Origin of the sequence: Flavobacterium taihuense (assembly GCF_019351435.1) — a bacterium.
Classification (GTDB): Bacteria; Bacteroidota; Bacteroidia; order Flavobacteriales; family Flavobacteriaceae; genus Flavobacterium; species Flavobacterium taihuense.
Window position 1 is genome coordinate 1 of sequence record NZ_JAHWYN010000020.1, and the last position, 16,105, is coordinate 16,105.

Here is a 16,105-nt window from a genome sequence, read left to right on the forward strand (position 1 = left end):
CCACCGCTTTTGCAGTAGTTTCTCCATTATCCCATAGGTAGGTATAACCTGCATTTCCACCAAGAGGAGTGACAGTGGCTTGACCATCGCTTAATCCATTGGCAGTAACGGCTTTGTCTTGAATCACTGAACAAGATAAAACATCTTGAGGTTCAGCTATAGTGATTTGTTCCGTATCGGTACACCCTTTAGAGTCTGTAACTGTTACGGTATAGTTTCCAGCAGTTAATCCCGATGCAATCGCGGTATTTTGAACAGGAGTTGTGTTCCAGCTATAGGTATATCCCGCAGTACCTCCAGTTGCGGAAGCTGTTGCAGATCCCGTGGCATCACTTTTACAATTCACGTCCACTTTTGAGTTAATCGCAGCCAATAGTGCATTTGTAGGTTCAGCTATAGTGATTTGTTCCGTATCGGTACACCCTTTAGAGTCTGTAACTGTTACGGTATAGTTTCCAGCAGTTAATCCTGATGCAGTTGCGGTATTTTGAACAGGAGTTGTGTTCCAGCTATAGGTATATCCCGCAGTACCTCCAGTTGCGGAAGCTGTTGCAGATCCCGTGGCATCACCTTTACAATTCACGTCCACTTTTGAGTTAATCGCGGCCAATAGTGCATTTGTAGGTTCAGCTATAGTGATTTGTTCCGTATCGTTACACCCTTTAGAGTCTGTAACTGTTACGGTATAGTTTCCAGCAGTTAATCCCGATGCAGTTGCGGTATTTTGAACAGGAGTTGTGTTCCAGCTGTATGAGTAAGTTGGAGTTCCACCCGTTGCAGACGCAATTGCCGAACCATTAGTTCCACTTTTGCAACTTACATCTATAACGGAACCAATTAAAGCTTGAGGTAAAGCATTGATGTTTATAGGTGTAGTAACTGATTTTGGACAGCCTCCGGTGGTAAATGAATAAGTTACTATATAACTTCCAGATGTACTAGCAGCAATATCAATTTTTCCACTTGTTGGGTTAATGCTTAAACCAGCTGGACCAGAAAATGTTCCGCCTGTTACTCCATCTAAGGTTACATCTACAGTTCCTTCATTTTTGCAGAAATTACCGTCCCCATAACTAATACTCGCAGTACCTAAAACTAATTTCACAGGATATGGACCCGCAAAATCATCTAATGATGCTGATGGTGCAGCAGAAGATTTGGTTTTAATTAAAACAGAACCAAATTGAGCTCCTTCACAAGGATTATTTACGGAGAAAAATGCACTTATATTTATTGCGGCTTCAATAAATTGAGAAGTAGTATATTGACTTGTGCCAAATGCAGAACCAGTCATTGTGTCTACTACCCCAATGTTAGTCTTTCCAAAAGCATTAGTGGAAGAGTTTGTCACCAATATATAGTCACTACCATTCCATGTGTAAAATTGAACAATTGCGGTACTCCCACCGTTGGAATATTCAACGGAAAGCAAAATATCACCAATAGTTCTACCACCAGTTAAATTAAAGGTTCCACCAGCATTTGCAGTTAATGTATGTTGAAAAAATTCAAAATCAATATAACTCGTTCCTGTTGTCTCTAATCGATCACTTGCAATAATTAACCATTGATTGTTACTTATGTCAACTCCTAAATGAATTAAAACATTATTTATATCCCCTTTTCCCCCAGCTTTATTATTGGTCCAAGACCATTGAGTTGTTGGGTTATCGTTGAATTTTCCTCCACCTGTAAAGATGTTATCACTAGTGGTATCATATAAATCCGTAAACTTATAAGTTGTGGCTGTGTTTACTGCGGTTCCATCAAGGTTAAATACGTACTCACCCGATCCACCACTGCCAGAAATCCAGTCACCAATGCCTAGACTTGGTGTATTAGCCTTGAGGTCGCCATCAATACCAAAACCATTATATGGAAAAATAACAGGTGCTGTTTGTGCAACAGACATAAAAAAACTAAAAAAACTAAAGATTAAAAGCGCAACTAATTTAGCTGAATGAGTAAAAATTGTTTTCATTTTTAATTATTTTAAGGTGAATGACCTATAACATTATGAGAAGAGATTCTTAGTAATTATTCTATATTGGATTTACTATTGAAGCATATAAAATGAGTACTCACTTGACAGTAATTACAATTGGGAACTCAAAAGATGTAGCATTAGACATTCAATAATTTGGAATGTACATAGTGTAATAGTATCTTTTTTCAGGAGGTGCACTTTTTCTTTTTCTATTTTTTTCTATTTTAGATATAGTTACAAATAGAACAGATTCAGCAAATGAAATGGATGAATTAAATACTAATAAAGGGATATGAGAAATTTTAAAAGGGATCGACCATACCTTTTTATCAAAAAAGGAGGATAAAAACAGTATTTTTTTTTGAATTGTATTCGAAAAAAAATCTTTTAATAGGTTTAGAGTAGTTTTAGGTTTCATATTATTGATTTTTTATTACGGAATAACTTTATTTGAAAGTTTAATAACTAGGGTTACTTTTACAAAATATTCAGTTGACGGTTTTATAAAATTATAGTTTAGTAAATTCTTGCATTTGGTTTAAAAGACAATTTTTGATTCAGATTTGGGAATTAAATCAAATTAAAAATTGTTTTGTCTAAATTGATAACCAATGATTGACATCAGTTATAATTAAATGATGTAGGTTTTTTATTTTTGATTGATTCAGATTTGGGAATTAAATCAAATTAAAATTTGTTTTGTCTAAATTGATAACCAATGATTGACATCAGTTATAATTAAATGATGTAGGTTTTTTATTTTTGATTGATTCAGATTTGGGAATTAAATCAAATTAAAATTTTGTTTAGAGTAAATTGATATCCAATGATTGACATCAGTTATCATTAAATGAAGTAGGTCTTTTATTTTAATTTGATTCAGATTTGGGAATTAAATCAAATTAAAATTTTTGTTTTGTCTACATTGATAACCAATGATTGACCTTTTTTGTCATTAAAAGATGTAGGTTTTTTTAATTTAAATTGATTCAGATTTGGGAATTAAATCAAATTAAATTTTTGTTCTGTCTAAATTCTAAACTGAAAAATGATTTCAGTTATCATCGAATAGTAGTAAGTTTTTTCAATCCTATTTTGATTCAGATTTGGGAAATGATTCAAAATATTACAAATTAAGCACTAAAAAGTGTCGATCAATTTGTGTTTTTACTTAACTTTTATTTGGGGGTAAAAAACTAATAAAATTTACATATCAAATTTAGTAAGAAAGTTTATAATTCAATATGATTGTCTTTGAAAAACCTAAATACTCGTTGAAAAGTCTAAAATATAAGTAAATTACCTGAAAAAAAAAATCTTGTTCACAAAGATCTTCCGCTTTTTATGAAGTTACCGATTTAATTAAAATGCTAATTATGTTTTAGAGTCTTGCAAAAAAAAAGATATATGTTATGAATAATTTAATGATATATATTATTTGTTGCTTAATATTTATTGCTGATGATTGGTAGTTTCAGATAAATGATGATTCATATAGTCAGTAATTAATGTTTTTGCTCTCAATCTAATTATATCTAAATTCAACTATTTTGAATATTAAAAGGCTTGTTTTAAAAAAAAAGTTTATGTTAACTCATATTTAAAGTTCTGTTAAAAAAAAATTCTTCTATGATCTTAATTTTATAGAATAAATAACTTCTGCAATGATGTAAAGTTTTAAACTTTAATAAAAGTTTATTTCGGTCGCTATTGAATAATTAGTTGTAATTTTTCTCCAATTATAATTTTAGTATTCTTAAGTTATTTATATAGGTTTTTTATATATGTAAATATATATTTAATGTATTTCGTCGATTATTTTTGACTTTTAAACGAATAAGTTGTTATTTTGATGTGTAATTAATAAAACATTAATTCATTAAATATTTAAAGTTTTTTGCAGCGAATATTAACTTTAATCTATTAACATCATGAATGCAAAACTTCTTCGATTTCTAGTAATTGGTTTTTTTCTAATGATTTTTACAGCATGTACATCTGAAGATAATTCAAGCGACACTGAGGCGATATTGCCAATAGTTAAAGTTTATGATTATAGTCCGTTAGAATTAGAAACTATGGCTTTAATAAATAGTCATAGAGTAAGTATTGGATTAAACGCTTTGGAAAAAATAAATCATGTTTCTTATAAGTCTGAAGAGCATGATGAATATATGATTGCAAACAATGTTGTCAATCATGATGATTTTGTGGCTCGTTCAGAAAATATAATAAAAGCTTTGGGGGCTTCAAGAGTGAGTGAAAATATCGCTTACAATTATACTACTGCAAAAGGTGCTTTTGATGCCTGGATGAATAGTCCAGATCACAGACAAAATATAGAAGGAAATTTCACGCATTTTGGATTGGCAATCAGGGAGAATCCTGTTAACGGAAGAAAATATTATACTAATATTTTTGTAAAAATTTAAATTTTGTTTGTTTATACTATTCTAATGAAGCTGTCATTTATTGACAGCTTTTTTTTTTAAATATTTTTTCTAGAATTAAAAAAAAAGGATTCTAGTCTTAATTTATTAGCACTTAATTAAAAAGAGAACATCAAAACATTTTCTCATGTTATTGCCTAAATTAAATAATGTGAAGTTTTAATTAGATAATCAACGATTAACTTTAAATGAAAAATTAAAACAAGGATTTTATACTTTTTTTTTGTAAATTGTTACTCTCTAAGTTTTTAAATTCAAATTTTATTTGTTGAATAATAATCTAAACAGAATCATTTATTTCTGGAATTTCTTTTTTATTAAATTGATTGAGGAGTTTTATTATAAAATTAATAGTAGTGATGTATGAAAAATCTAATTTTAATTCGGCATGCAAAGTCTAGTTGGGAAGCTCCTTTACACGACAAAGACCGACCGCTCACTTCACAAGGAATGCAAAGTGCTCATTTAGTTTCTTCTCATATCACTAAAGCTTTACCTAAAACCTTTAGTGTTTGGAGCAGTACCGCTGAGAGAGCTGTAGAGACGGCTATGATTTTTGCACAAAATATAAATTTTCCGTTAGAGAGCATTATTTATAAGGATGAGCTGTATACTTTTGATGAAAGAAAATTAGAAAAAGTTATTAAATCATATAGTAATGGTTATGATAGTATAATTATATTCGGACATAACGAGGCTATTACAAATTTTGTTAATAAATTTGGAGATGTTTACATTGATAATGTACCAACCGCTGGTTTTGTTCATATAGAATTTAATAACGACAGTTGGGACACTATTAGTAAAGGCAAGACAAAAAAAATACTATTCCCCAGAGATCTAAAATAAAAAAAAGTGTTTGAACATAAATATATTGATAGAGAGAAAAGCTGGTTGGCTTTTAATGCCAGAGTACTACAAGAAGCAGCAGATGATTCAGTTCCATTATTAGACAGGTTAAGGTTTTTAGGAATATTTTCTAATAATTTAGATGAATTTTTCAGAGTTCGATTTGCTGCAATCAGACGATTAAGTTTGAGTGGTATTTCGGGCGAAAAATATTTTGGAGGTGTATCTGCACAACAATTAATCAAAGATATAACAGGAATTGTTATTCAACAGCAATCCGAAAGTTTAAGAATTCTGAGTAATATAGAAGAACAATTAGAAACTGAAAATATTTTTATTATTCATGAAAATGATATTAATAAGGAGCAAGAAGTTTTTTTAAAAGAATTTTTTATACAAAAGTTAAGCCCGGAACTTGTTACCATTATATTAAATGACTTAGCAGAATTTCCTGTTCTAAAAGATTCATTGGGATATTTGGCTGTAAAATTGGTAATGAAAACAAACTTGGAAGTACGTTATGCCATTATAGAAATGCCAAAAATGGTCAATCGTTTTGTGGTACTTCCTTCGAGTAATGAAAAACAATATGTCATTTTAATTGATGATGTGATAAGGTTACATTTGAGTAGTATTTTTAATATATTTAATTATGAAAGTGTTTCGGCGCATATGATTAAAATTACCAGAGATGCTCAATTAGACATTGATAGTGATTTAAGTAAAAGCATGCTTGAAAAAATATCATCCAGTGTTAAGGATAGAAGAATAGGGGAGCCTGTTCGTTTTATTTACGATCAAGAGATAGATAAGGATACCCTCAAATTTTTTCTAGACAAAATGAATATTGATTCTACAGATAGTATTATCCCAGGAGGAAGATACCATAATAGGAGAGATTATATGGATTTTCCTAATTTGGGTAGATTTGATTTATTGTATAAAAAAAATGATCCACTCCCAATTCCCGGATTGAGTCTTGAAGGCAGTATTTTAGAAAAAATTGCCGAAAAGGATTATTTGTTGAATGCTCCTTATCAATCCTTTGCTTACTTAATAAAATTTTTGCGTGAAGCAGCTTTAGATCCTAAAGTGACCTCAATAAAAATAACTTTATATCGATTAGCCAAAAATTCTCAAATTATTAGCTCTTTAATTAATGCTGCCAAAAACGGAAAAAAAGTAATCGTTCAAATAGAATTGCAAGCAAGATTTGATGAAGCTTCCAATATTTCTTATTCAGAACAAATGCAAACCGAAGGAATCCAATTGATATTTGGTATTAAAGGATTGAAAGTTCATAGTAAAGTTTGTGTAATCGAAAGATTGGAAAAAAATAAAATAAAAAGATACGGCTTTATTTCGACAGGAAACTTTAATGAATCGACTGCCAAGATTTATACTGATGTTACCCTTTTTACGTGTCATCCTCAAATATTAAAAGACATTTCAAAAATATTTGATTTTTTTGACATTAATTATAAAGTGCAACGTTACAAGCATCTAATTGTTTCTCCCCAATACACAAGACATCGTTTTGTGAAAATGATCGATCGAGAAATTGCGCATGCTATAGCAGGCCGAAAGACCTATATGAAATTAAAAATGAATAGTTTGTCAGATTTGGATATGATTGATAAATTATATGAAGCTAGTAAGGCTGGAGTAAAGATTCAGTTGGAAGTAAGAGGTATTTGTTCATTGATTCCTGGAGTGAAAGGATTGAGTGAAAATATTGAAGCAATCAGTATAGTAGATAACTATTTGGAGCATTCAAGAGTTTATATTTTTGGTAATGCCGGATTTACTGAAGTTTATATTTCCTCGGCGGATTTCATGACCAGAAACATTGACGCAAGAGTAGAAGTAACATGCCCAATATATGATCAGGAAATAAAAAATGAATTGATTGATAATTTTGATATCGGTTGGAAAGGAAATGTAAAGGCTCGATATCATTCGTATAAATTAGATAATAAATATAGAATAAGAAACAATAATCCAATTTTTAGAGCCCAACTGGAAACCTATAAGTATTATCAGAGAAAGGTTGAACTGATTGGTGAGTTAAAAGAAATTTAAAAAAAACGCTAAGATTAGAATTAAATTCTAAAACATAAATCGCATCCTAGAGAATATGATTAAAATTAAAAAATATGCTGCTATTGATATTGGATCGAATGCCATGCGTTTATTAATTACCAATATAGTGGAAGAAGAAGGTAAAGAAACCCAATTTAATAAAAGCTCATTAGTTCGTGTTCCAATTCGTTTGGGGCAAGACGCTTTTACTGTTGGGGAAATCTCTCCTGAGAATATTGAGCGAATGATTGATGCCATGAAAGCTTTTAATTTGTTGATGAAAGTGCATAAAGTAGAACGATATATGGCATTTGCCACCTCTGCCATGCGAGAAGCTTATAATGCAAAAGAAGTAGTAGCCTTAATAAAAAAGAAAGCCGATATTAAAATAGAAATTATTGACGGTAAAAAAGAAGCAGCCATAATAGCTTCTACGGACTTACATCATTTATTAAAAACGGATGAAACTTATTTGTTTGTAGATGTTGGTGGTGGAAGTACTGAATTTACACTCTTTTCTAACGGAAAAATGGTGAATTCAAGATCTTTCAAAGCAGGAACTGTTCGATTGCTAAATGAAATGGTTTGTGATGTAGTTTGGGATGAAATTGAAAAATGGATTAAACATAATACCGCCGATTATGAAGAAGTTACTTTAATAGGATCTGGTGGAAATATTAATAAATTATTCAAAATGTCCGGAAAAGTTCAGGAAAAACCTTTGTCATACATTTATATGAATGCTCAATATGCTTATTTAAGTTCACTTTCTTATGAACAAAGAATTTCTCAATTAGGTTTAAATCCAGATCGAGCAGACGTAATTGTTCCAGCAACCCGAATTTATCTCAATGCAATGAAATGGAGTGGAGCCAGACAAATTTATGTCCCGAAAATAGGGCTTTCAGATGGTATAGTAAAAGCAATGTATTATGGAAAAGTGTAGTTAAATATTGATAAAAAAGCAAACAAAAAAAGCAGTTCAGTATAGTCTGCTTTTTTTGTTTTTAATACCATACCATTAAGCAAGTTTCAATAGCAATCCTTTAAGCCATAATCCAACAAATAAACCGATAACAAGTAATATGGCAAAAAGATAGAAAATAGTGATTTCAGTGCTTAAGCCCAATAATAGGGGGCCAACAAAAGCTGCGGCTGACCAAGCAGTCAATGTGTAACCAAGTACTTGTCCGTATTTTTCATTTCCAAAAATATTCTTTACAAAGGAAGGCATTGTTGCGAAACCAGCACCATATCCTGCAATAATAATAAAAGTTAAGGTTTGAAATGAGGTTTGATTGGTTGAAAAAGTCGGTATTAAAGCGAAACAGACAGCGTTTATCCCGATAAAGATCATAAAAGTTCTCCAGCAGCCAATTTTATCTGAAATACTTGACCAGAACAAACGTCCCAATCCATTGAACAAACCGATGATAGCTACAAACATTGTAGCTTGTGTTGTACTCATTCCTACGACTTCTTCTCCTAAAATTGCCGCTTTAGAGATTATGGCAATTCCTCCACATACATTCAAGAACAACAATAGCCATAGTGCAATGAAACGTTTGTCGGTTATAATTTCTTTTGGAGTCAAATCAACATGAATGTTTTGTGAGGCATCGGTAATCAAAGGATTGGATAAATACAATGCACTCAAAAGCATGCAAATTCCATAACAAATTCCGAGAGTTAAGAATGCGCCAGACAATCCTAACGAAGTATACAAAGGTCCAATTAAAAAAGAGGCAAATAAAGAACCCAATGCAAATGACATAATGATAATACCAGAAGCCAATCCTGGACGATCAGGAAACCATTTTACAACAGTATAAACAGGTACAATGTATCCAAAACCTAATCCAACACCTTGTAAAACGCCAAAAGTTAAATAGAACAAATAGATAGAACTCATTTTGACGGCCAAGGCACTACCTAGCAATCCGATCGTTAAAAATAGTGCGGCTATTAGTCCCGCTTTTGTTGGACCAATTTTTTGCGTAAATTTACCCATAAAAGCGGCCGTTAATCCTAAAAAGCAAATAGCTAAACTAAATCCTGTTTTGGTATCGTGAGCATCCCAGTTTAATTCCTTTGATAAGGGTTCTATCCATTTGCTATAAGCATAAATCGACCCAATTGACAGTTGCATAATCATACCTGCCAATACGATCAAATATTTATTTTTTGACATGATTGTAATATTGTAAAGTTATAAAGACCTTATTTGATTTTTACATTTTTGAAATAAAGTCTGAATATTTCGGCAGCTTTGTTTACTTCTTCTGCGGTAGGCGGAAGCGTATCAGCTAATTGATATTCTAAACCTAAAATTTCCCATTTGTGCTTTCCCATTTGATGAAATGGGATGATTTCAACTCTTTCTACAGTTTTATACGATGTGAAATGTTGCCCCCATTCATGCAGATATTCTTCTTGGTCGCTCCAACCTGGAACCAATACATAGCGTAACCACATTGGTTTTCCAGTACTTTCTCGATATTCTGCTACGCGTAATGTAGTCTTGTTTTTTAAACCCGTTAATTTTTTATGCCAATCTTTATTGATGTGTTTGACATCCAAAAGCAATAAATCTGTTCGTTCTAGTAGTTGTTCTGTCTTTGAATCTAAAACTCTACCATTTGAATCCAAACAGGTATGAATTCCATTTTCATGTAATCGATCAAAAAAGTGAATTAATTTTTCACGCTGTAATAAAGGTTCTCCACCAGAGACAGTGACACCTCCTTTTTTACTAAAATAAGATTTTTGATGCAATGCTTTCTCAATTAGTTCTTCAATTGAAATAAAAGTACCACCATGAATATCCAAAGTATCGGGATTTTGACAATACAAACATCTGAACTGGCACCCTTGAACAAAAACAACCATTCGAATTCCAGGACCATCATGTGTTCCTAAGGTTTCAATGGAATGAATTCTCAATAAGTCTGGATTGTTTGCATCTATTGAATCGTCAATATATTCTTGTTGCGGAAAATACATATGAATGAAAAGATTAAAAAAACCTGTCTAAAAATTAAACTGAATGTAGTTTTTTTAGACAGGTTAATGGTTTAATTCAAAATTATAGTTTTTAATAATTTACATAGCATCATGGAAAGTTCTGGTAATAACTTCTAGTTGGTGTGCTCTGGACAATCGAACAAAGTTTACAGCATAACCAGAAACCCGGATGGTCAATTGAGGGTAATTTTCGGGATGATTGTAAGCATCCATTAACGTTTCTTTATCCAATACATTCACATTCAAGTGGTGTGCATTTCGGTCAAAGTAGCTGTCTAATATGGTTGTCAAATTAGAAACCTGCTCTTCTTTATCAGAACCCAAAGATTTTGGCACCATCGTAAAGGTATAGGATATACCATCTTGAGCATCCTCATAATTCAATTTGCTTACGGAATTTAAGGAAGCAATAGCACCATTTACATCTCTACCATGCATAGGATTGGCTCCTGGAGCAAAAGGTTCACCACCTTTACGACCATCTGGCGTAGAACCTGTATTGGATCCATACATCACATTGGATGTAATAGTTAATAAAGATAGAGTAGGAGTGGCATTTTTGTAAGCCATATGTTTTCTTAATTCATCAATAAAAATAGTCGTAATTTCTTTGGCTATGCTGTCAACTCTGTCATCATCATTTCCGAATTTTGGAAAATCGCCTTCAATATTAAAATCTACAGTTAATCCGATATCATTTCTTACAGGAGTTACTTTGGCATATTTAATCGCTGAAAGGGAATCGGCAATGATAGAAATTCCTGCTGCACCATAAGCAATGTCGATGTTTGGGTCACTATCAATTAAAGCCATCTGAGCTCTTTCATAATAGTATTTATCATGCATATAATGAATAATGTACATTGATTTTGCATATACTCTTGCTACTTCGGCCAAAGTTATTTTGAACATATTCATTACAGAATCATAGTTTAGGATACCATCTTCCATTTGAGGAATGTTTCTAATGACAACAGATCCTTTATCTTCTTCTCTACCACCATTTAAGGCCATTAGTAAGGCTTTTGGTAAATTGGCACGTGCTCCAAAATGCTGAATAGTTTTCCCTATTTTTTGATATGAAACACAACAAGCAATTCCATAATCATCAGAACCTCTGTTGGTACGCATCAAATCATCATTTTCATATTGAAGCGATGAAGTATCGATAGAAACTTGAGCACAAAAATCTTTAAATCCTTGTGGTAAATTTTTAGACCATAAAATAGTTAAGTTCGGTTCTGGTGAGGCTCCTAAATTATAAAGTGTTTGCAAGAATCTAAAAGAAGTTTTGGTTACCTTGGTTCTTCCATCATTAAGCTGACCACCAATGGCTTCGGTAACCCAAGTTGGATCTCCACCAAAAATTTCATCATAAGCGCCTGGTCTTAAATGACGTACTAAACGAAGTTTCATCACAAACTGATCGATAAATTCTTGTGCTTCTTCTTCAGTTATTAAACCTGATTTCAAATCATTTTCAATATAAATATCCAAGAAAGAAGACACATTTCCAAGAGACATTGCAGCTCCGTCTTGTTCCTTAACAGCACTTAAATAAGCTAAGTATGTAAATTGTACCGCTTCTTGTGCGTTGGAAGCAGGGACAGCAATGTCAATACCATAAGAATTGGCCATGATTTTCATGTCTTGCAATGCTTTGACTTGCTCTGAAATTTCTTCTCTCAAACGTACTTTATGATCTGTCATTTCACCTGCAACAGCTGCAAAATCAGCTTTTTTTGCTTCGATTAATCTATCGATACCATAAAGTGCAATCCTTCTAAAGTCACCAATAATTCTACCTCTAGCATAATTATCAGGTAATCCGGTTAATAAATGTTTAGAACGATAGGCCCTAATTTCGCTATCATAAGCACTAAAAACGGCTTGGTTATGATCCTTGGCATAATTGAAAATTTTCACTACTTCATCAGAAACTTTCAATCCTCTTTCAGCTACTGCTGATTCCACCAATTTAATACCTCCAAAGGGCTTCATGGCTCTTTTTAAAAGCATATCGGTTTGTAAACCTACAATGACTTCGTTTTCTTTATTAATATATCCTGGTCCAAAAGAGGTTATGTTTGAAATTACATTAGTGTCAATTGATAAACAACCGTTATTTTTTCGCTCCTGAAGTAAAGAGTCTTTACAAACATCCCAGAGTGTTTTAGTTTTCTCAGAAGGTCCTACTAAAAAGCTTTGATCTCCTTCATAAGGTGTAATATTTTGCAAAACGAAATCATAAACATCAATTGCATTATTCCAATTGCCTGGCTTAAAATATAGTGTTTCGGTCGTACTTTCCATTTTAATAAAAATTATTTAGTTAACGTGTATTGTTTTATAAAAACTGATTTATACTAGTAAATTTAAGGATTTTTGAGATTGAAAAGGCGCTAAGATTAATTTTTGAATAATAATTAAAGTATTCAAATTTAAGTAATTATTTTTTTGATTATTTTATATTTTATTGATTATTCTTAGAAGCTATTACGTTATAGAGAAAATTTATAGTTAATGTTTTTAATAAGTTTTATATTGTTAAAAAATATTTTTTTTAGAATTTTATTCTAAATATCGCGTATTTAAAATATAACTTGAAGTATTTATAACGATAAGGAACCTTTTTTACCTATTATTTTATATTAAACACTTTTGATAAATTGATAATCTAAATTGCACTATACTGATTATCAATAGTTAGTAATTTAAAGAGATTACCTATCAAGTAATCTTCTATGGTAATTGATTTGTCCTAAATGATAGGCAAGATGGGTGGTTAGGTGAATTAATAGAAATTCAGTTGATGTTTTAGTTTCAAAGACTAAAATTGGATATTCTTTTTTTAAATCCTCATCCGCTAGAAGGGTTAGAGAGTCATTGATTATTTGAATTGTTGTTTCGATTTGGGCAAGCAATAAAGCTTTCGGAACATTTTTATTGGAGAATTCCAACTCGCGATTCCTCAAGTAATTTGTATTTCCAATTTGTGCACCTATATATGTATTCAGATTCCCTATTAAATGCAAACAAAGATTCCCTGCAGAATTAGAAATTGATTTTTCGATGTGCCAAATCTTACTTTCATTTTGATACGATTCAATTTCTATTTTCAGTCTATTGAGGTCACGGTTAAACAAGGTTCTTATTGTTTCAATCATTTGATTTTTTTTTATAGTTATCAAGAGAATAAAGAGCTTGTTTATGTATTTGCTTTTGCATAAAACCTGTCCAACCCAATAGCAATCCTTTGAACCCCAGTGCTTGCTTGGACCATTTCCAAATGTCAAAATTATCGGTATGCCTAATAATTAGATTATCCTGAAATTTAAATTGGGCATAAATAACATTAACTACTTTTCTATTGGTTTTGCTAAAGTTATAGGTAGCAACCCATTTGGCTGAACCTAAATACTCATTGGCCTTGATGTTTGAAAATTCAATTTTAATATTTCCCTTGCTTTTTTCTATTAACATTTTCCACATTTGATTGACATCGTCTCCTTTTAGAATACCAAAAACAGGATCTTGAAATTGAATATCATTGTGATAACATTCGCACATTGTTTTGGTATCAGCTTTTGCGAAAGCAGTATAGAATTTATATATTAATTGTTCGTTTGGATTCATTTTATGAAAATTTAAGAGTAAAAATAGTCATTTAAATTAAGCTAATAGACTACATTTAGTTATAAAAATTAAATAGGCTCCTGTTTTTTTTTAAGTTGGATGTTTTATTTTTTTTCGTAAGTGATGCTAATGGAACTCTTTTTTTAGAAACATTTTTTTTCTCTCAAAAAAACATAGAAACATAAAGCACGTCCAGCATTATATTTTTTTTGGAACAAGGAGAGCATATCCAGATAGTTTTATGTTAAAATTGCAAAACAAAAAAAAGGATAGGCTTTTTTATTACCTATCCTTTGTATTATCGAGTTGTACTTTAGGGCTATCTGATTTTAGGGCTAAAATATTTATGGTTTAGAGATAATGTTAGTATCGGTCATGACGATCGCTCCATTTCTGGCCAACATTCTTCCTTGTAGTGTAGCATGTGAATTCATTGTTATAGAAGTCAATGTCAATATATTTCCTTTAAAGTTGGTATAGTTTCCAATTGTTGCGGATCTACCCACTTGCCAAAAGATATTTTTTGCCTGAGCGCCTCCACTTAAGATTACATTTCCACCAGCTCCACCTACAGTTGTGAAGTCGGATGCTACTTGGAAAATCCAAACTGCATTAGCGTCACCTTGTGCATCAAGAGTTAAATCCCCAGATTGTATTAACAAGGTAGATGTAGATTTGTAAATACCAGGGGCCAATGTTTTTCCGCCTTGATCACCAGATACTGTTGCTGGTGCAGGTGTTGAAGCTCCTTCGGCAAAAAGATAGGCATTTGTCAAATCTTGTTTTGCTTTTATTAACATAGCTCCAATACCTTGAGGAGCAATGTCATCAGAAGCATAAATAGCGCCTTCAACGATGATTGCAGGCGGAAATCCTGTAACCGAAGAACGCACACCAGGATATATACCTACATCCATATTTCTTATTTCACTAAAACCTGAATTATTGCTTACTCCTACACCTGCTAGGATACCGAATCTCTCAGCTGATCCAAGATTTACGACGTTACCAACTAATGAAGAACTGGTGCTGAAATTCCAAACATAATCGTTTGCTAAAGCTATACCAGCCATATTTTTGGCTCCAGAAATTGTTGCAGTATAGATTGTTCCCGGCAAAAGATTTGCACTTGGGTCAAAAGTGGCCGTTGTGCCTGTGTAGGTTACAATTCCTGCCACTGCAACAGTTCCATTTTTTACAGTAAATGTTTTATCATTGATGGTTTTAGGATCAATAGCAATGCTGAAAGTAGCTGAAATCGATTTGTCAAGCAATATTGCCTTTGCATTATCTAAAGGATCCGTTGAGATAACCGTTGGTGCTGTTGTAGCACCTGCAGTAAACGTCCAAACATAATTAGAGCTTAATGCTGTTCCTTGTATGTTTTTGGCTTCTGTGGTAATTGTAACTGTGTACAGCGTATTTGCCATCAAAGAAGCACTTGGTTTAAAATAAGCTGTTGTTCCTATATATGTAACGTTTCCTGCAATAACCGTTGTTCCTTGTTTGATTGTAAAGGAGTTTGTGTTTATAGTAGTTTGATTCATTGGCATATTAAAATTTACAGCAACTACTTTATTAAGAACTACATTAGTTGCTTTATTGATAGGATCTGTTGAAATTACCATTGGATTTAATGTATTTCCGGTACTAAATGTCCAAACGTAATCCGTTTCTAAGGTTTGGCCAAACGTATTTTGCACAGTTGTTCTGATGGTTCCTGTGTATGTTGTATTGGCTGTAAGTGCAGTTGTTGGTGTAAATGATGCTATTTTTCCAATCATGGAAACAGTTCCAGCAACTGATGTTGTTCCCTTTATTGTAAAAGAGGATGAGTCAAAGGTGGAGGCTTTCATTTCTTGGTTAAAAACCACTGAAATGGTTTTGTCCAGCGGTACATTTAGAGTACCATTTTCTGGATTTACTGATGAAACAATTGGAGCTTCACCAGTTGCTTGTTCACTATCATCCTTTGAGCATCCCGAAATCAAAACAACAACAGCCATTACAATTGTCGAAAAAAGTTTTTTAGTATTCATTTTTTTTTTGGATTAAATTATTTATATAGCAAAGGTTG

At 32.1% G+C, this 16,105-nt stretch carries 10 protein-coding genes and 1 pseudogene; 4 read left to right on the forward strand and 7 right to left on the reverse strand.

Features of this window, described 5'->3' with window-relative positions; all coding sequences use genetic code 11:
- Window positions 1-1,981: pseudogene (locus KZH69_RS17295) on the reverse strand (hypothetical protein); the annotation flags it as partial.
- A gap of 1,937 nt (window positions 1,982-3,918) precedes the next feature.
- On the opposite strand from KZH69_RS17295, the gene KZH69_RS17300 reads away from it, so the two are divergent.
- From KZH69_RS17300 to KZH69_RS17315, 4 genes are all read left to right on the forward strand, one after another.
- Window positions 3,919-4,419 carry a CAP domain-containing protein gene (locus KZH69_RS17300; RefSeq protein WP_219318737.1) on the forward strand — a complete coding sequence of 167 codons (501 nt, stop codon included), beginning with the start codon at window positions 3,919-3,921 and terminating at the stop codon, window positions 4,417-4,419.
- Between the two features lie 381 nt (window positions 4,420-4,800).
- Complete coding sequence (locus KZH69_RS17305) at window positions 4,801-5,286, forward strand: SixA phosphatase family protein (protein WP_219318738.1); 486 nt, start codon at window positions 4,801-4,803, stop codon at window positions 5,284-5,286.
- A 6-nt stretch (window positions 5,287-5,292) separates the two neighbouring features.
- Entirely contained in the window at window positions 5,293-7,368 is a 2,076-nt protein-coding gene (gene ppk1, locus KZH69_RS17310; RefSeq protein WP_219318739.1) for a polyphosphate kinase 1, read from the forward strand.
- 55 nt (window positions 7,369-7,423) lie between these two features.
- Window positions 7,424-8,314 carry a Ppx/GppA phosphatase family protein gene (locus tag KZH69_RS17315; RefSeq protein ID WP_219318740.1) on the forward strand — a complete coding sequence of 297 codons (891 nt, stop codon included), beginning with the start codon at window positions 7,424-7,426 and terminating at the stop codon, window positions 8,312-8,314.
- A 75-nt stretch (window positions 8,315-8,389) separates the two neighbouring features.
- Here KZH69_RS17315 and KZH69_RS17320 read toward each other — a convergent pair whose 3' ends face one another.
- The 6 genes from KZH69_RS17320 to KZH69_RS17345 form a co-directional block, all read right to left on the reverse strand.
- Window positions 8,390-9,559, reverse strand: a complete 1,170-nt coding sequence (locus KZH69_RS17320) for an OFA family MFS transporter (protein WP_219318741.1) — start codon at window positions 9,557-9,559, stop codon at window positions 8,390-8,392.
- A 29-nt stretch (window positions 9,560-9,588) separates the two neighbouring features.
- Window positions 9,589-10,371: a pyruvate formate-lyase-activating protein gene (pflA, locus tag KZH69_RS17325; RefSeq protein ID WP_219318742.1), complete on the reverse strand. Its 783-nt coding sequence runs from the start codon at window positions 10,369-10,371 to the stop codon at window positions 9,589-9,591.
- 99 nt (window positions 10,372-10,470) lie between these two features.
- Window positions 10,471-12,705, reverse strand: coding sequence for a formate C-acetyltransferase (pflB, locus tag KZH69_RS17330; RefSeq protein ID WP_219318743.1), 2,235 nt, complete (start codon window positions 12,703-12,705; stop codon window positions 10,471-10,473).
- Between the two features lie 410 nt (window positions 12,706-13,115).
- Window positions 13,116-13,559 carry a DUF1572 family protein gene (locus KZH69_RS17335; RefSeq protein WP_219318744.1) on the reverse strand — a complete coding sequence of 148 codons (444 nt, stop codon included), beginning with the start codon at window positions 13,557-13,559 and terminating at the stop codon, window positions 13,116-13,118.
- Window positions 13,552-14,028 (reverse strand): nuclear transport factor 2 family protein, encoded by a 477-nt coding sequence (locus KZH69_RS17340; protein ID WP_219318745.1) that lies wholly within the window; start codon window positions 14,026-14,028, stop codon window positions 13,552-13,554. Before KZH69_RS17340 ends, KZH69_RS17335 begins: the two co-directional genes overlap by 8 nt.
- A gap of 344 nt (window positions 14,029-14,372) precedes the next feature.
- On the reverse strand, window positions 14,373-16,067 hold the full coding sequence (locus tag KZH69_RS17345) for an Ig-like domain-containing protein (RefSeq protein WP_219318746.1): 1,695 nt from the start codon (window positions 16,065-16,067) through the stop codon (window positions 14,373-14,375).
- Window positions 16,068-16,105 lie beyond the last annotated feature (38 nt).

Coding starts and splice junctions, on each gene's coding strand:
- KZH69_RS17300 (WP_219318737.1), top strand. CDS start 3,919: ATGAATGCAAAACTTCTTCGATTTCTAGTAATTGGTTTTTTTCTAATG.
- KZH69_RS17305 (WP_219318738.1), top strand. CDS start 4,801: ATGAAAAATCTAATTTTAATTCGGCATGCAAAGTCTAGTTGGGAAGCT.
- KZH69_RS17315 (WP_219318740.1), top strand. CDS start 7,424: ATGATTAAAATTAAAAAATATGCTGCTATTGATATTGGATCGAATGCC.
- KZH69_RS17320 (WP_219318741.1), bottom strand. CDS start 9,559: ATGTCAAAAAATAAATATTTGATCGTATTGGCAGGTATGATTATGCAA.
- pflA (WP_219318742.1), bottom strand. CDS start 10,371: ATGTATTTTCCGCAACAAGAATATATTGACGATTCAATAGATGCAAAC.
- pflB (WP_219318743.1), bottom strand. CDS start 12,705: ATGGAAAGTACGACCGAAACACTATATTTTAAGCCAGGCAATTGGAAT.
- KZH69_RS17335 (WP_219318744.1), bottom strand. CDS start 13,559: ATGATTGAAACAATAAGAACCTTGTTTAACCGTGACCTCAATAGACTG.
- KZH69_RS17340 (WP_219318745.1), bottom strand. CDS start 14,028: ATGAATCCAAACGAACAATTAATATATAAATTCTATACTGCTTTCGCA.
- KZH69_RS17345 (WP_219318746.1), bottom strand. CDS start 16,067: ATGAATACTAAAAAACTTTTTTCGACAATTGTAATGGCTGTTGTTGTT.